15 protein-coding genes are annotated in these 16,771 nt (G+C 66.6%); 6 read left to right on the top strand and 9 right to left on the bottom strand.

Annotated elements, in window-relative coordinates; genetic code table 11:
* Together BT183_RS07775 and BT183_RS07770 are read left to right on the top strand one after the other, a co-directional pair.
* Complete coding sequence (locus BT183_RS07775) at positions 1-1,041, top strand: M14 family metallopeptidase (protein ID WP_072340588.1); 1,041 nt, start codon at positions 1-3, stop codon at positions 1,039-1,041.
* Between the two features lie 14 nt (positions 1,042-1,055).
* The gene (locus BT183_RS07770; protein WP_072340586.1) at positions 1,056-2,786 is read left to right on the top strand and encodes an IlvD/Edd family dehydratase; all 1,731 of its coding nucleotides are present in this window, start codon (positions 1,056-1,058) and stop codon (positions 2,784-2,786) included.
* On the opposite strand, the gene BT183_RS07765 is transcribed toward BT183_RS07770, so the two are convergent.
* A complete protein-coding gene (locus tag BT183_RS07765) occupies positions 2,780-3,406 on the bottom strand; it encodes a TetR/AcrR family transcriptional regulator (RefSeq protein WP_072340584.1) in 627 nt (208 codons plus the stop codon). The two genes, BT183_RS07770 and BT183_RS07765, sit on opposite strands and share 7 nt — an antisense overlap.
* 94 nt (positions 3,407-3,500) lie before the next feature.
* Here BT183_RS07765 and BT183_RS07760 point away from each other — a divergent pair, with 94 nt between their 5' ends.
* From BT183_RS07760 to BT183_RS07745, 4 genes are all read left to right on the top strand, one after another.
* Positions 3,501-4,643: an ABC transporter permease gene (locus BT183_RS07760; RefSeq protein ID WP_072340581.1), complete on the top strand. Its 1,143-nt coding sequence runs from the start codon at positions 3,501-3,503 to the stop codon at positions 4,641-4,643.
* Between the two features lie 2 nt (positions 4,644-4,645).
* Positions 4,646-5,347 (top strand): ABC transporter ATP-binding protein, encoded by a 702-nt coding sequence (locus BT183_RS07755; RefSeq protein WP_084603413.1) that lies wholly within the window; start codon positions 4,646-4,648, stop codon positions 5,345-5,347.
* A complete protein-coding gene (locus tag BT183_RS07750; RefSeq protein WP_072340575.1) occupies positions 5,344-6,435 on the top strand; it encodes an HlyD family secretion protein in 1,092 nt (363 codons plus the stop codon). Before BT183_RS07755 ends, BT183_RS07750 begins: the two co-directional genes overlap by 4 nt.
* Before the next feature lie 136 nt (positions 6,436-6,571).
* Positions 6,572-7,648, top strand: coding sequence for a helix-turn-helix domain-containing protein (locus tag BT183_RS07745; RefSeq protein ID WP_177282426.1), 1,077 nt, complete (start codon positions 6,572-6,574; stop codon positions 7,646-7,648).
* Here the strand turns inward: BT183_RS07745 and BT183_RS07740 are convergent.
* From BT183_RS07740 to BT183_RS07705, 8 genes are all read right to left on the bottom strand, one after another.
* Positions 7,594-8,154 (bottom strand): hypothetical protein, encoded by a 561-nt coding sequence (locus BT183_RS07740; RefSeq protein WP_072340570.1) that lies wholly within the window; start codon positions 8,152-8,154, stop codon positions 7,594-7,596. The two genes, BT183_RS07745 and BT183_RS07740, sit on opposite strands and share 55 nt — an antisense overlap.
* A gap of 23 nt (positions 8,155-8,177) precedes the next feature.
* Positions 8,178-10,118: a YadA-like family protein gene (locus BT183_RS07735; protein ID WP_084603320.1), complete on the bottom strand. Its 1,941-nt coding sequence runs from the start codon at positions 10,116-10,118 to the stop codon at positions 8,178-8,180.
* A 198-nt stretch (positions 10,119-10,316) separates the two neighbouring features.
* The gene (locus tag BT183_RS07730) at positions 10,317-11,003 is read right to left on the bottom strand and encodes a sensor histidine kinase family protein (RefSeq protein ID WP_072340564.1); all 687 of its coding nucleotides are present in this window, start codon (positions 11,001-11,003) and stop codon (positions 10,317-10,319) included.
* A 173-nt stretch (positions 11,004-11,176) separates the two neighbouring features.
* Entirely contained in the window at positions 11,177-11,992 is an 816-nt protein-coding gene (locus BT183_RS07725; RefSeq protein ID WP_072340561.1) for an FAD binding domain-containing protein, read from the bottom strand.
* A 10-nt stretch (positions 11,993-12,002) separates the two neighbouring features.
* Positions 12,003-12,491, bottom strand: coding sequence for a (2Fe-2S)-binding protein (locus BT183_RS07720; protein WP_072340558.1), 489 nt, complete (start codon positions 12,489-12,491; stop codon positions 12,003-12,005).
* A 25-nt stretch (positions 12,492-12,516) separates the two neighbouring features.
* Positions 12,517-13,170: an SRPBCC family protein gene (locus BT183_RS07715; RefSeq protein ID WP_072340555.1), complete on the bottom strand. Its 654-nt coding sequence runs from the start codon at positions 13,168-13,170 to the stop codon at positions 12,517-12,519.
* A gap of 36 nt (positions 13,171-13,206) precedes the next feature.
* Positions 13,207-14,145, bottom strand: a complete 939-nt coding sequence (locus tag BT183_RS07710) for an ABC transporter substrate-binding protein (protein ID WP_072340553.1) — start codon at positions 14,143-14,145, stop codon at positions 13,207-13,209.
* A complete protein-coding gene (locus BT183_RS07705) occupies positions 14,142-16,595 on the bottom strand; it encodes a xanthine dehydrogenase family protein molybdopterin-binding subunit (protein ID WP_084603319.1) in 2,454 nt (817 codons plus the stop codon). Before BT183_RS07705 ends, BT183_RS07710 begins: the two co-directional genes overlap by 4 nt.
* Between the last annotated feature and the right edge of the window lie 176 nt (positions 16,596-16,771).

Genomic DNA, 16,771 nt, shown 5'->3' with positions numbered 1-16,771 from the left:
ATGTCCCACCGCCAGATCGTCAAGCCGGATCAGCTCGATCTCGAAAGCCCCGGTCGCCGGGATTATTTCGTCGCCCTCGAGCACGATTCCATCTGGGGCGATCATCTCATCCCCCTGACCGTCATGGTCGGCCCCGAGGCTAAGGCCGGCGAGGGCCTCGTGGTCTTCGGCTCCAACCACGGCAATGAATATGAGGGGCCGGTGGTCATCAGGCACCTTTTGTCCGAGATCGATATCGGGCGGGTGCGCGGCCGCATCATCCTCGTGCCGGTGCTCAACCCGGCCGCTTTCCGCGCCGGCACCCGCGATTCCACCCTCGATGATGGCGTCAACCTCAACCGCGCCTTTGTCGATGGGGCAGGGCTCGTGCCCGCGCTCGGGCGCATCACCCACCGCATCGCCCGCTTCGTGCGCGAGGCGATCTGGCCGCATGTGCATATGGTGATGGATCTGCATGCCGGTGGCGAGGTCGGCCGCTTCGCGCAGGGCACGAGCTTTCACCCCATCGACGATCCCGTGCAGGGCAAACGCATCGAGGAGACCGCGCGCTGGTTCGGCACGCCCATCGTCATCGTCTACCAGAACGAGACGCCCGGCCTGCTGCCATCCGAGGCCGAGCGGCTGGGCAAGATCACTATCGGCTCCGAACTGGGCTGGGGCGCCGCCGTCAGCGAAACTGGCATCCGCTATGGCCGCCACGGCGTGCTCGCCGCCGCCATCCGCAACGGGCTGCTCGAAGGCGAGATCGCGCCCATCGCGCATCATCGCGACAATACCCAGCTCAAGGCCGAGATGGTCGATCGCGCCTGCTTCACCACCACGCCGGTCTCGGGCATCTTCGAGCCATTGATCGCCTGCGGCACGCGCGTCTCGGCGGGCGAGACGGTTGGGCTGGTGCATGATTTCGAGCGCATCGATGCGCCGGCATGGCCGGCCCGCGCCGGGGTCGATGGCGTCGTCATCAGCCAGGCCTGGGGCGCCCGCGTCCGCCAGGGCCAGCATGTGGTGGTCACCGGGCGCATTCTGGACTGGCTGGAATAAGGAATTCGCGAGCCATGAGCACGAGCGACAAGACCCGCAAGCTGCGCAGCGCCGAATGGTTTGGCCGGCAGGATTCCTACGGCTTCATCTATCGCAGCTGGATGAAGAACCAGGGCCATCCCGCCGAGATGTTCCAGGGCAAGCCGGTGATCGGCATCTGCAACACCTGGTCCGACCTAACCCCCTGCAACGGCCATCTGCGCGCGCTTGCCGAGCATGTGAAGCGCGGTGTCTATGCGGCGGGAGGGTTTCCCGTCGAATTCCCGGTGATGTCGCTGGGCGAATCCAACATGCGCCCCACCACCATGCTGTTTCGCAACCTTGCCAGCATGGATGTCGAGGCCTCTATCCGCGCCAATCCGCTAGATGCGGTGGTGCTGCTCGTGGGCTGCGACAAGACCACGCCGGCCAGCCTCATGGGCGCGGCCAGCGTCGATCTGCCCACCATCGTCGTCTCGGGCGGGCCGATGCTCTCGGGCCGCTGGAAGGGCAAGCCCATCGGCTCGGGCACCGATGTCATCCGCTTCAAGGAGGCGGTGCGCGCCGGCAGCATGTCGGTGGATGAATTCATGGCCTCCGAAGCCGCCATGTCGCGAAGCGCCGGCTCGTGCATGACCATGGGCACCGCCTCCACCATGGCCAGCATCTGCGAGGGGCTCGGCATCGCGCTGCCCGAAAACGGCGCCATCCCCGCCGTCGACGCCCGCCGCCAGGCCTTCGCCTTCGCCTCGGGCCGCCGCGCCGTCGAGATGGTGTGGGAGGATCTGCGCATGTCGAAAATCCTCACCCGCGCCGCCTTCCTCAACGCCGTGCGGCTCAATGCGGCGCTGGGCGGCTCCACCAATGCGGTCGTGCACCTGCTCGCGCTCGCCGGCCGTCTAGGGGTCGAATTCTCCCTCGATGACTGGGATGCAGCGGGCCGCGACATTCCCTGCCTCGTCAACCTCATGCCCTCGGGCCAGTATCTGATGGAAGACTTCTTCCATGCCGGGGGCGTGCCCTCCGTGCTGGGTGAGATCGCCGGCCGCCTCGAGGCCGACGCGCTCACCGTTACGGGCCGGTCGATCGGGGAGAGCCATGTCTCGCCCGAAGTGCATGACCGCAACGTCATCTTCCCGCTCGATGCGCCGTTCAAGCCGGCCGGCGGCATCGCCGTCCTGCGCGGCAATCTCGCCCCGGGCGGGGCGGTGATCAAACCCTCTGCCGCAACGCCAAGGCTCATGCAGCATTCGGGGCCGGCCATCGTCTTTGATGATGCCGATGACCTTAAGGCCCGCATTGACGATCCGGACCTGCCCATCGACGAGAACACCGTCCTGGTGCTGCGCAATTGCGGGCCAAAGGGCTATCCGGGCATGGCCGAGATCGGCAATCTGCCCATCCCGCGCCGCATGCTGGAGAAGGGCGTGCTCGACATGGTGCGCATATCCGATGCGCGCATGAGCGGCACCGCCTTCGGCACCGTGGTGCTGCATGTCGCCCCCGAATCCGCCGCAGGCGGCCCGCTGGCGCTGGTGCGCGACGGCGATATCATCACCCTCGATGTCGCGGCCCGCAGGCTGCACCTCGAGGTCGACGAGGCAGAGCTCGAAGCCCGGCGGCAGGCGCTCGAACCATTCGTCTCGCCCTATACGCGCGGCTGGGAAAAGCTCTATGTCGAGCATGTGCAGCAGGCCGACACCGGCGCCGATCTCGATTTCCTCGTCGGCGGCAGCGGCGATTACGTGCCCCGCGTCAGTCACTGAGCCGGTGGTGCGTATGCCCTGAGAAAGGCCTCTGCCAATTCGGCGAGGAATGCATCGAGATCCAGCGGGCGGATGGTTTCGCCCGATAGGCTCTTCTGGTGCAGGGTGCCGAGCGTCAGCGGCGCCAGAAGCATCAGCCCAGCCGTCCTGAGGTCGGCTGGCCGCATTTCCCCGCGCGCCACATGCAGCGCCAGCCGCGCCTCCAGCGCCGCAAGTGTCGGCTCGAAGACCCCTTCGAGATAGGCGCCCCCCGTTGGTCCGTTGAGGCCCTCGCGCAGCCCGATCTCATGCAGCGCCCGGAATTCGGGGATCAGCCCGGCCTCCCCGATCCAGCGACACGCCTCGGCGATCGATTTGTCGAGCGGCAGCTCGGTTGCCGCCATCATCTGCAGATAGCGGTCCCCGTCCGCGCGCGACTGGGCGAAATAGGCTGAAAGCAGCCCCTCGCGACTGTCGAAATAATGCCTCAGCGTGGCGACGCTCACCCCGGCGCTTTCAGCCAGGGTTCTCATGCTGGCCCTGTGCCCATCCGGTTCTGAGAGCCGTGCCGCCAGCTTTTCCAGCAGCGCGCGCCGACGGTCCGCAAAGCCCTGGCTGCGGGCGCCGCGTGGCCTTGCCATGAAATCGTTCCGCTTCGTGATCCGCCGCGAGACAAGCGACGTTTGTTAGCTCAACTGAGATATAAAACGTACCGCGGTCCCATCCGGTTCACCCATGCTCTCCATCGCCCTCAAGATGCTGTTCGGAGACATCACCAAGACCATCGGTCTGGTGTTCGGCATCGCTTTTTCCGTGCTGCTGATGACCCAGCAGGGCGGCTTTTTCATCGGGCTGATCTCGCGCTCCGCCAGCATCGTGCTCGATGCCCGCGATGTCGACATCTGGGTCATGGATGCGGCCACCGAATCCGCCGAAACCACCCAGCCGCTGCGCGCCGTGGATTTCTACCGCATCGGCGGGGTGCCGGGCGTGGCGAGTGTCGCCCCCTTGGCGCGCTCGGTCGCGACCATCAAGACCGCCGAGGGCCGCACCGAAAGCGCGGCTGTATTCGGCGTCGATGATGCCAGCCTGCGCGGCATGACCGACAAATTCATGGTGGGCACGCGGGACGATCTGCGGCGTCCCGATGCCATCGCCATCGATGTGCTGGGCTACACCAAGCTCTGGCCCGGAGCGCCCATCGAAGTCGGCCGCAGCATCGAGCTCAACGACAGGCGGGCGGTGATTGCCGCCATAACCGACGCCCAGCCGGGCTTTTCAGCGCCGATCATCGTCAATACCCGCCTGTCGCAGGCCGGCATCTTTTCGCCCGAAACCGGCACCGTGCCCACCTTTGCGCTGGTTACCGTCGCGCCGGGGGCAGATCGCGCGGCGGTTGCCGAGGCCATCGGGGCCGCCACGGGCCTCAAGGCGATGCCCTCCGATGCCTTTGCGGCGATGACGCTCAATTACGTCATTGCCAATACAGGCATCGCGTTTTCGTTCGGCGTGGTGATCGGGCTCGGTGCGATCGTCGGCGTGGCGATCGTCGGGCTCACCTTCAACATGTTCATCGGCGATCTCACCCGGCAGTTTGCCGTGCTCAAGGCCATCGGGCTCACCAATGGTCGCATCGTGCTGATGGTGCTTGCCCAGGCGATGGTCATCGCCTTTATCGGCTATGGCATCGGGCTCTGGGCGGCATCCGGCTTTTTCGACGGCGTCAACCGCCCGACCTCGGATCTCAAGGGCTTCTACCTGCCCTGGCAGATCGCCGTAGCCGCGGCCGTCGCAACCATCGTCATCTCGATCATCGCCACTTTTGTCAGCCTCAGGCGCGTGCTGCGGCTCGATCCTGCCACCGTGTTCCGGGGGTGATGATGCAACCCATCGTGGATGCGCGCGGCGTCACCAAGAGCTTCGGCAGGGGAGAGACCCGCACCACCGTTCTGCACGGCATCGACTTCACCGTCATGCCGGGTGAGATCACCTTCATCATCGGGCCCTCGGGCTGCGGCAAGACAACGCTTGTCTCCGTGCTCGCCGGCATGCTCAAGGCGGAAGAGGGCGAAGTCAGCCTCTTCGGCGAGCGTATCGATCGGATGCGCGGCGGGCGGCTGACGCGGTTTCGGGGCCGAAGCGTGGGCTTCATCTTCCAGCAGTTCAATCTCATCCCGGCGCTCGATGCCGCCGAGAATGCTGGGGTGCCGTTGGTCGTGGCTGGGGAGCGCCCATCCGTGGCGCGGCGCAAGGGCGTTGCCCTGCTCGAAAAGCTGGGGCTCGGCAAGCAGGCCGGCAAGCTGCCCTCGCAGCTCTCGGGCGGCCAGCAGCAGCGCGTCGCCATCGCCCGCGCGCTTATCCACCAACCTGGCCTGCTGATCTGCGACGAGCCCACCGCCTCGCTCGACGCGAAATCGGGGCAGGCCGTGATGGAATTGCTGCGCGAACTGGCGGCGTCGGACAATCGCGCCGTCATCGTCGTCACTCATGACGACCGCATCTACCCATTTGCCGACCGCATCGTGGAGATGAGCGACGGTCGCATCGTTGACGACCGCAGGACAGCAAGGACCGCGCCATGATCCGCCCCCGCACTCTTCTCGCCATCGGGCTCTTTGGCGCAGCGAGCCTCGGGCTCGGCGCGGCCACGCTCTCCATTATCCGCAGCAATACGCCGGATGCCAGCCCCGTCGCGGCCAGTGTTGCGGCAACCGCCTCCGAGCCGCTGCGCATCGGGGCCTTGGGGACGGTGGAGCCGCCGGGCGGGGTGGTCGCGATCGCGCCGCCGGCGGCCGGCCTCGTGACGGCGGTGCTCGTGGCGCCCGGAGAGATGGTCGACGAGAACGCCGTATTGTTCCGCCTCGATGATCGTCTGCCGCGCGTTCGTCTGGCGCAGGCGCGGCAGGCTGTGGCCTCGGCCGAGGCCGCCCTTGCGCAGGCCGAGGGCACCCTGCCGGCCCTGCGCGCCACTGTCGCGGTGGCCGAATCTGCCGTCGCCGCCGCGATCGCCCAGCGCGACGAGGCCGCCTCAGAGCTGGTCGCCAGCGAGCAGCTTGCCAGCCGAAACGCCATCGCCAGGCGCGAACTCGAGCGCAAGCAGACGGCGCTGCTCACCGCCAGCGCCCAGCTCGCCCAGGCCGAGGCCAGTCGCGACCAGGCGGCTGCACAGCGCGACCAGTTCGATCCCGAACGCGCAGGCACGAGCCTCCTCCCTTTGCGCGCTGCCGTCGATGATGCGCGGGCCGCCCTGGTGGTCGCAGAAACCGAACTCGCCATCACCGAAATCCGCGCGCCGGTGGCGGGTCGGGTGCTGACGGTCACCACGCGATCCGGGCAATATGCGGCGGTGGGTGGATCTGGCGATCCGCTCGTCACCCTCGCGCCCGTCGGCCCCCTCCAGGTGCGGGCAGAAGTCGAGGAGGCCGATCTACCGCTGCTGGTCGATGGCTCGGCCGCAACCGGCTATCCGCGGGGGGCCGGGCCCGATGCGGGAGTGCCTCTCACCTTCCTCCGCCGCGAGCCGCTGCTCAAGCCCAAGACCACGCTGGCGGGGGGCACTGCCGAACGCATCGATACGCGGGTCATCGAAGTGGTGTTTGAGGTGACGCGGGATGATGCGGGGCTGGTGCCGGGGCAGTTGCTGGACGTGCTGATCGACACTGCGCCCTGAGCGGCTCCGACGCGCCCATTTGCCCTGCATGATGCCGGTCTCGACTTGACCGGATGCCGCGCTGTTCTGCATGTATGACGGCGGGGGAGAGTCGTTCGGCCATTCGTACGGCTCCACGACAGGGGCGGTCTTCACTGTGCAGGCGCCAAGTCTTACGGTTGACCTCGTGCAGCTCTGCCTGCTGCTGTGTGCGCTGATCTCGCTCGTCTGCCTCTGGCTGGCGCATCTACTGCGGCGCAGGCCCATGCAACTGGTGCTCTGGGCCCTCAGCGGCGGGCTTACCTCGATAGCCATCCTGCTCATCGTGCTCCGCGGCAACATCCCTGATCTGGCATCGATCCTCGTCGCCAATCTGATGCTGATCGCGGGTCATGCGTTCATGGCTGCCGGCGCGCGCGCCATGGCCGGCCAGACGCAGGCGGGCCTCATGCCGCTTGCTGCGGTTGCGGCAGCAGCCTTCGCGGCGGCCTATGTTTCGGGCGCCGAACTGCCGCAGCGCGTCGCGCTCGTCTCGGCCATCATCGCAGGGTTCGCGCTGGTCTCCCTGCAGAGCTTCATGGTCCATGCGCGGCGGTCGCGCAGCGTCATCCTTCGCGTGGCAATGGTGGCTCTAGGGGGAACCGCGCTTGGTATGGCCATCCGCGCGTTGATGCACCTGCGCGTCGGCGGGCTTGAAATGCAGCCCGATTTCGACAGCCTGATCGTCGCCCTGGGTGTCACCGTCACTCTCGCCATGTCGATCGCACTCGTGGCGATCAGTGCCCGGCAGTTTCTCATCCCCGCGCCGGGCGAAGGTCGTGTCGCCATGGAGGACGGGCAGGAGGCGAGGACTGCGGTTGTCCCCGATCCCGATATCGCCCGGCCCCCGGAGGCTACGATCGCTCCGGTATCAGGCTGGGGTCTGCGGAGCGGGGATTGGCTCCTGCGCATGCCCAATGGGGCGAGCCTCAAGCTCACCGGCAACGAATATCTCGTGCTTCAGCGGCTCGTGCAGGCCGGCGAGGATAGTCCGGTTCCGCGCCCGGTGCTTAATGCCCTGATTGGCCGGCCTGCGGAAAATCCCAAGGACAGGGCGATCGACATCCTGATCTCGCGCTTGCGGCGCAAATGTGCCGAGGCTGGCGGCGATCTGCCGGTGCTGGCGGTGCGCGGGCAGGGCTATCTGTTCAGCGGCGCCGTATTGCGCGACTGGGACGGCACGGCGGAGAAATAGAGGTTCTTTTCGATCGATATGCATCCATCGGGTCCCGATGGCATCAGGAAAAGCCGCTCGGCACCTGTTGTTGCGAAGGACTGGATATCGCGCAGCAGAGGATTGCCGGGCTGGAAGCCGGGATAGGCCAGCCCGACCGCTGCGCAGCTGCTGCGCCAGATGATCGTGCTCTCGAGCATCACATGGCACTGCCCGTCCACGGCCGGCGCGAAACTGGCGGACATGTAGAAGGCATCTCCCGAGGGAGAGGGGCTCAGTTCCAGCGATAGCGAGAACAGGTTCCTGTCCGCCTGTTCCAGCTTGTTGAAGATGTAGACCCCGATATCGTAGCGATCGCCCAGATCGCGCGCGAAGGCGTCGACATTGGCGAGGCAGGTTCTGACCCCGCGCTGAGCCGCGGCCTGCCCGAGCGGGGTCATCTGCAGCAATTGCGGCTGCGCGGAGGTTTGCGCCAGGGCCTGCGGCATGGGGGTCACGGCGCAGAGCAGCGCAATGACCCCTAGCATGCGGCGCAAACCTGCCATTGCTTCTACCAGGAAAAGCCGACGCCGACCGAAGCCGAAGTGTCGAGGCGACCGCTGGCATGGGAAAGGGCCGCGCCGTATTTGATCGTCCCGGCGCTGCCGAAGAGCGATTCTCCGCCCAGAGCGAGAGCCACGCCGCTGCCGTGATGCCCGACGGCAAAGCCCACCGAATTCTTCTTGCCCGGCTGAACGCCCGGAAGACCCGTCAGCGCCGCGACGGAGGCAAGGCCGCTTTCGAGCTGGCGCACATTGGCCGCATCGAATGGCCCGACGCCGTCCGCCACACCCGAGACCACCACGGGGTCGCCCGTGACGCTGTTGGAAAGATGCATGCCGGTATCGCTGAACCGGGCCGAGGTCGCATTGTTTTCGCCCCCGGAGATCGTCGTATCGTGCTCGGTCGCCACCACGCCATTGGTCGTGCCCCGGCCATTGGTGATGTAGAGCGCCGATGACGCCTCCGAAGCCGGCGCGTTGACCACCGTGACGCGGCCGTTCCGGTCGACGACGGCGTGTCGGCTGTCGGTGCCCAGCATGGCCGTCGCCGTGCCGCCGCTGACAAGCTGGGTCGGATTGGTCAGCACCGATCCACCCTGGCCGGTGACGAGATCGAGCGCGCCGCTGATCAGCATCATCGAGGTGGTGCCGGCCTGTGCGCCGACGCTTGTGCCGGTATTGGTGTTGCCGATGCGGTTGGTCGAGGCGCCGCCATTGCCGGCGGTGCCGATCTCGTTGACCACGTTGGTGCCGGTGTTCCCGGCCCGGCCGATATAGTTGGTGACGCTACCGGCCCCGCCATCGCCGATGACGTTCACGAGGCTCGAACCCGCGGCATTGCCGGCACCCGAGCCGAATTCGTTGTAGCTGTTGCCCACGCTCGCCGAGCGTACCGAGACGCCATAGTCGTTGACCACGATGCCCGAGCCCAGCCCGTTGTCGAGGGTGAAGTTTTTGGATGCGAGAAGCACGTCGGCCCAGTCGGCCGGTCCGCTGGCCGGAGCGGTCGTGGCGCCCTGGCCGCTGCCGGTGATGACCACGCCCATGCGCGCATCGCTGGCACTGCCGATCATGCCCGAAATGGTGACGCCCGGTCCGCCTTCGGCTACCGTCCCCACGAGCCCGATCCCCTCCGAGCCGCTGACCGAGAGCGAGGACGACGACCCTGCGCCATCGGTTGCCGCAAGGACGATGTCCTCCGGCTTCACGGTGAGGCTGGCGACATTGCCATCATCGTCGGCCGAGCGGATCAGCACGCCGGAATTGTCGATCTGCAGGCCGGTCTTGCCATCGGGCGAATAGATCTGCGCGCCGCCGAAGACACTGAGCGTGCCGAGCGCGGTCACGTCGTCCTGAGCGAACAGGTCCTTGAGGTTGAGCGAATCCCACGAGGCCGGGTTGAAGGGGTCCCAGGCGCCGCCGCTGCCGCCTGCATCGGTATAGGCGTAGATCGCCGTGTTCTTGCCCGCGCCCGTGTAGCACAGCACCGTGCCGCTCACCACGAATACACCGCCGCCAATGAAGGGCGAGGCGTTGACGCACATCGGCTGCTGACCACCGCCCGGGGCTTCGCCAGCATTGGGATTGAGCGTGAAGCCGGCGGGTGCCGTCGGAGTGACCGGCACCGGTGCGCTCGGCAGTGGCTCGCAGATGCCGTTGACATAGGCGCCCGGATCGGTGCCGGCAGTACAACTCGAATTGTTGGCCACGCACTGGCTGCCATTGAAATAGAGATTGTCGCCGCAGCTGAAGCCGGCGGCAGGAGCGGGTGTGGTGGGCTGGCAGAGCCCGCCATTGTCTTCGGTCCCCGGCAGCAGGGTGCCTGCGGTGATGCAGGAATCGCCAAGCGCAGCCATCGCACTCGACGTTGGCGCCAGGCTCGCTGCCATCGCCGTGACGGCTGCAATGCCGAACAGCATCGCCCACCGCGAAAAACCTTGCCCCACCATGCGCCCCAAGCCCCCGTAACGGATATTGCGCGCATGACGAAGGGAATCAGAGCGCGCATTCAGCTTCGACTAGAGGGCGATGAGAGCCCGCGGTCCACGAGGAGAAATGTTGCGAAGCGTTGCATGGGCACGAAAACGCCCGGTTTATCGGGCTTTTGCCGGACTGCCCCGAGGTGCAGGGCATCGATGTCTGCGGCGTCAGGATTGCTGCGAGTTCGCCGTATCGGCAGGCTTGGATGCGTCCAGAGCCAACGCCCCCTTGCCACGCGAGGCGATGACGAAACGCTTGGCCGGGTGCCCGCTGCCGTAATCGCGCGATGCGAGGCGATGGTGCTCCTCGCCCAGTTCATCCAGAAGGTCCTGGATGCGCAGCAGTCCGGGAAGGGCGCCGGCATCGGCGTCGCGCAGCTCCCGGCGCACCATGGCGCCCATCTTGGCCAGCTGGTTGCCGACGCGATGGTTGATCTCGAGCAGCAGCGCATCCTTTTCCCGGGTGGCTTCCTCGACGGCGCGTTGCAGCTCGGCGCGTTGCTGCGCCGGAGACGGCAGAAGGTTGATCTGCGGCAGCACGATCGTCAGCGCCACGGCGGTGATGATCGAGATCAGAGCCGTTCCCAATTGCAGCGCGGCCCGGAATTCCAGCAGCGGATTGCCGGTATAGGCCGTCATGGCGTGGGCCAGATGGGTCATGCCGCATGCGAAGATGAACAGCACGAAGGCGATCCACAGCATCGGATAGGGCAGGTCGTAGCGCCGGTTGCGGAACACCCACAACATGGAGAGCGGGATTGAGAAATAGGCGACCGCTATAAGGATGTCAGCGGTCAGCGAGAGGGTCAGAAGGCCCGTCTCGGTGGTGCAGAGCGCAATGAGGGCGTCGAGCAAGGCATTCCTCCGGCCAGGTCCGCCATGTACCCGCGATCATTCGCCGGCACCCACTCATTAAAGGACCTCCGCACTCCTGCCCAGCCCGAGCCTGACGCGGACGTCCGAGAATGCACGAAAGCCTTTAACAGTTGCTTCCGGCGTATCGATTACCGAACTTTACGAAATCAGGCTCACGGCTGGATCAGCACCATTCCTTGGTTGGTCACGGCCCGCCGTGTCATGACTTTGGCAAGGTGCGCGCGATATTCGCTGGAGCCATGGATATCGCCCATCATCCGGCCCGGATCGAGTGCAAGCCCGTCGATCGCGTCCTCGGCAAAGCGGGCTGACAGCGCCGCCTCAGCCTCGTTCCAGCGGAATGCGCCTTCGTCGCCACAGCCGGTGATGCCGATGCGCACGCCATCGGCAAAGCGTGCCACGAAGGACGCTGCCATGGCATAGCGCGATGCCGGGTTGCGGAACTTGGCATAACCGCAGCTCTGGGGCACGGCGAAGCTCACTTTTGTGACGATCTCGCCCTCCTCGAGGGTGGTGGTGTAGAGCCCGGCGAGATAGTCGGCCACCGGAATGTCGCGGCGGTCGGTGGTGACGATGGCATCGAGCGCGAGGAGCGCGCTGGGATAGTCGGCCGCCGGGTCGTTATTGGCGACCGATCCGCCGATGGTGCCCATATGGCGCACATGGATGTCCCCGATGGAGCCGGCCAGCCCGGCCAGCACGGGCAGGTGCGCCTTGACGGTGGGGTTGGCGGCGACTTCGGCGTGGCTCGTTCCCGCCCCGATCGTCACCCGGCCGGCATCGGCCGAAACCCCCTTGAGCTCGGGCAGGTGGCGCAGGTCAATGAGGTTGGCGGGGGCGGCGAGCCGCCCCTTCATCGCCGGCAGCAGTGTATGGCCGCCCGAGACATAAGCGGCGTCGCCGGCATCGGCGAACATGGAAGCGGCTTCGGCGAGCGATTTCGGGCGCAGATAGTTGGTTGCGTACATGCGATCCTCCTCAGGCGCCCGTGTGGGCCGGGGCCGGCGCGTCCTTGGCCACCGCCAGCACGGCTTCGACGATATTGTGATAGCCGGTGCAGCGGCAGAGATTGCCTTCGAGCTCGTGGCGCACCGTTTTTTCGTCGAGCGCGTTGCCATGCCGGCGCACGATATCGACGGCCGCCATGATCATGCCCGGGGTGCAATAGCCGCATTGCAGACCGTGATGCTTGCGAAAAGCCTCCTGCATGGGGTGCAGCGTCTCGCCATTGGCGAGGCCCTCGATGGTGGTAACGCTCGCGCCTTCGGCCGAGGCCGCCAGCACGGTGCAGCTTTTGACCGAGCGGCCATCCATATGCACCACGCAGGCGCCGCACTGGGTGGTGTCGCAGCCCACATGCGTGCCGGTGAGGCCCAGATGTTCGCGCAGAAACTGCACGAGCAGCGTGCGGCCTTCGACGTCGCCGGATACCGGCCTGCCATTCACGGTCATGGTCACATGGGTCATGGGTGGTCTCCGCGAAGGTCGGCCGTCAGCTGACGGCGATGACGAGAATGGTGGTGGCCGCAAGGCCGAGGAGGATGAGGCCCGGCATCAGCCTGTCGCCGATGCTGCGCCGTGCCGGCGCCGCGGCGGGAATGCTGCCCGCCATGGGCTGCGATGCGGCGATGGGCGCGGCCGCGGCAGGCGCTGCCGTCAGGGCCTCCGCCAACGGGGCACCGGCAGAGGCCTGCGGGGCATCGGCGGGCAGGGCCGCCTTGGCGGCAAAGCAGGAGAAGAATTCGTCGGCGAGCTTCTTGGCGGTGGCATCGATCAGGCGCGAGCCCAGCTGCGCCAGCTTGCCGCCCACCTGGGCCTGCACGTCATAGGTCAGCAGCGTGCCGCCATCCTGCTCGGCGAGGTGCACATCGGCGCCGCCGCGGGCGAAGCCGGCGACCCCGCCCTTGCCCTCGCCCGAGATACGATAGCTCTCGGGCGCATTGATGTTGGAGAGGGTCACCGCGCCGGTGAACGTCGCCTTTACCGGCCCGATCTTGGTGGTCACCTTGGCGGCAAAGCCGTCCTCAATGCTGCCGGTCAGGCCTTCGCAGCCGGGGATGCAGGCGCCCAGCACGTCGGGATCGTTGAGCAGGGCCCAGACCCGTTCGCGCGGGGCGGGGATCTGATATGCGCCTTTGAGTTCCATCGCCGTTCCTTTCGCCCGCCGTCAGCCCGTCGGGCCTCAGCGTTCCGCCATCACCGCGTCATAGGCATCGAGTGCAAGATAGCGATCGATGCCCGAAAGCGTCTTGCCCCCGCCATAGCGCGAGCGCAGCTCCAGCACCTTCTGCATGCCCTCGGGCAGGATCGCGGCATTTGGGGTCAGCCCCGAGCGCTCCGAGAGCAGACTCTTCATCACCGGCTTTGCCGCCTGCGGCTTGATCGCCTCCATCTTCGAGAGCAGCAACGCCTCGGCCGCCTCGCGATTGGCCGGGTCGAGGGTCCAGTCGAGCCCGGCGAGATAAGCGCGCAGGAAGGCCTTGACCGTCTCGGGATTGGACGAAACCCAGTCGCGCCGCGAGGCGATGATGCCGCCCTGATAGGCGTCGTAGAGTTCGGTCGAGCGCATCAGCACGCGGAAGCCATCATTGACCGCCATGGCCGTGAACGGCTCGATGGTCAAAGTGCCCACATGCTCGCCGGCTTTCACCGACTGCCAGCGCTGCGGGGTCGCGCCCACGGCGGCAAAGGGATAGGCCTTGGGGTCGATGCCGTGCTTTTCCATCATGTCGTAGAGCACGAAGGCGAAGCCGGTATTGACCGCATCGAGCGCGATGGAGCGCTGCCCGAGATCCTCAAAGCGCTCGACATCGGGCGCAACGACGAAGGCGAGCTCGAGCTGGGTCGCCCCGGCGATGACGCAGAAGCCGGGATCGCCCATGATCTTTGCAGCGCCCTGGCCCTCGGAATAGGCCACGACATTGTCGAAGGCGGTAAAGGCGATATCGAACGTACCGGCAGCCAGCTGTTCGGCCTGGTAGACCGAGCTCGGGGTTGCGGTGAATTCGAGGGTCAGCCCCTCGCGCGCGAAAAAGCCCTGCGCCTCGGCAGCAAAGACCGGAAGGTTGGGCGCGCCGGGAAAGGCGATGACCCGCACCGTCGTTTTGGTCGTCTCACTCATTCCTGCCAGGCCTCCGGGTCGGTATTGGGGTTGGACTTCGCCTTCTGGATGGCGGTCCAGACATTGAGCGGGGTCACAGGCATCTTGATGTCGCTGACGCCAAGCGGACGCAGAGCATCGAGCACGGCCAGCGTCACGGTCGCCAGCGCCGGGGTCGTGCCGCCCTCGCCGCCGGCCTTGATGCCGAGCGGATTGGTCGGCGAGATCACCTCGGCGATTTCGGCGGTGAAGGAGGGCAGGCCATCGGCACGCGGCATGCCGTAATCCATGAACGAGCCGGCCAGCGGCTGCCCGGTGTCGGGGTCGACATAGGAGAGCTCCCACATCGCCTGGCCCACGCCCTGCGCGATGCCGCCATGGGTTTGGCCGTGCACGATCAGCGGGTTGATGCAGCGCCCCACATCGTCGACGCTGGTATAGCGGGTGATCTCGACAAGCCCGGTCTCGGGGTCGATTTCCACCTCGCACACCGCCGCGCCATTGGGGAAGACCGGGGTATGCATCTCGTTGTCGGCCACCGAGGCGAGGGGCCCGAAATCGGCCTCCGTCCGCTCGGCGAGTTCAAAGAGGTCGAGCGCCAGATTTGTGCCTTCGGCCACGACGCGCCCGTCGCGATAGGCCATCTGTTCGCGCGGCACGTCGAATACCGTGGCACCGCGAGTGAGGGCTTCCTCGATCAGCCGGTCGGACGCAAGCGCCATCACCGTGCCGGCATGGCGCATCGAGCGGCCCGAATGCGAGCCGCCGCCGACGCTGACGATATCGGTGTCGCCCAGAACGATGTTGACCTGTGCCACCGGCACTTCGAGCATGTCGGCAACCACCTGAGCAAAGCTCGTCTCGTGCCCCTGTCCCGAGGGCTGGGTGCCGATCACCACGGCGATGCTGCCATCGGCCTTGACGGTGATTTCCGAGCGCTCCTTGGGCGTGCCGATGGAGCTTTCGACGTAATTGGCAAAGCCGAAGCCCAGCAGCCGCCCGCGCCTCTTGGCCGCCGCCCGGCGTTCGGGCAGGTCGGCCCAGCCGGCCAGTTCGAGCACCCGGTCCATATTGGCTTCATAGGTGCCGCTGTCATAAGTGGAATCCACCGCGTTGCGGTAGGGCATCGCCTCGGGCGGCACGAGGTTCATCCGCCTTAAGGCGAAGGGATCGAAGCCGAGCTTGCGTGCGGCGATGTCGACGATACGCTCGATCGCATAGGTCACCTCGGGCCGGCCGGACGACCGATAGGCCTGGGTGCACATGGTGTTGGTGAACACCGCGCGGGCCCTGAGCGTCGCATGCGGAATGACATAGGAGCCCGTGATCAGCCCCGAGCCCTTGGAGAGCGGGGAGAGCGACACGCAGCGCATCCCCACATTCGAGACATTGTCAGCCCGCAGCGCCAGGAACTTGCCCGATTTGTCGAGCGCCAGTTCCACCGTCGTCAGCAGGTCGCGGCCCTGATAGTCGGTGAGGAAGGCTTCCGAGCGCGTCGCGGTATATTTCACCGGCCGGCCGACGAGCCGGCTCGCGAACAGCACCAGCCCGAATTCGACATAGACGCGATTGCGGGCGCCGAAATTGCCGCCCACGTCGAAGGAAAGCACCCTGAGCGCCGAGGGCCTGATGCCAAGCACTTCGGAGAGTTCGCGCTTCTGGCGCACCGCCCCGCCGCTGCCGGCCCAGAGCGTGAAGCGGCCGGTCTCGGCATCGAAGGCGCCGAGCGCGGCGCGCGGCTCCATCGTCACGGCGGTGACGCGCGGAATGTGGAAGCGGGCCTTCACCACATGGTCGGCTTCGGCAAAGGCCCGGTCGGTCGCCTCCTCGTCGCCATAGGTGGAATCGATGAAGACGTTGTCGGCAACTTCATCCCACACCGCCGGCGCGCCCGGCGCGAACGCCTTGGCGGTCTCGACCACGAAGGGCAGTTCTTCATAGTCCACCTCGACCTGCTCGGCCGCATCGGCGGCCTGGGCAGCGGTCTCGGCGATGACCATGGCGACGGCCTCGCCGACATGGCGCGCCTTGTCGACCGGCAAAAGAAGGTGCGGACCGATAAACGGCTTGCCGCCACCGGGCGCGGTGAGCTTCACGTCATAGCGGGTCGAGGGCACGGGGTTGTGCGGCACCGGCACGAGGCCGGCATCGAGCAGGTCCTGTCCCGTCACCACGGCCAGCACGCCGGGCATGGCGAGCGCCGCAGAGGCGTCGATGCCGCGGATGCGCGCATGCGCATGAGGCGAGCGCACCATGGCCGCGAAGGTCTGGCCGGGCAGCGAGAAGTCGTCGCTGAACCGGCCCTTGCCGGTCACGAGGCGCTGATCTTCCTTGCGCTCGATCGGCTTGCCGATATGACGAAAAAGCTTGTCGCCCACATGGCGCAGGACCGGATAGCTGTCATTGGGCCAGGCCGAGGGCAGTGGCTGACGATGGTCGCCCGGGTCTCCAGGAGACGGAAAGGGTGCCATGAGACCTCTTCTCGTGTCTGTTGCGGCGCCTGCGAGCCCTTGGCAAGGCCGGTTCGCAGCGTCCGTCGCTGTTGATCTTCGTATTAATGTATGACAGTATTGCTGGCAACAGGAAATTTCGTCCGGCCTCGGGCAGGGGCGAAGTCCGGAGGTGTCGGGGGCGCGCCGGGTTCCTT

Origin of the sequence: Devosia enhydra (assembly GCF_900119845.1) — a bacterium.
Taxonomy (GTDB): Bacteria; Pseudomonadota; Alphaproteobacteria; order Rhizobiales; family Devosiaceae; genus FPKU01.
The sequence above is the reverse complement of the archived record's forward strand: the minus strand, read 5'-3'. Positions and strand labels throughout refer to the sequence as shown.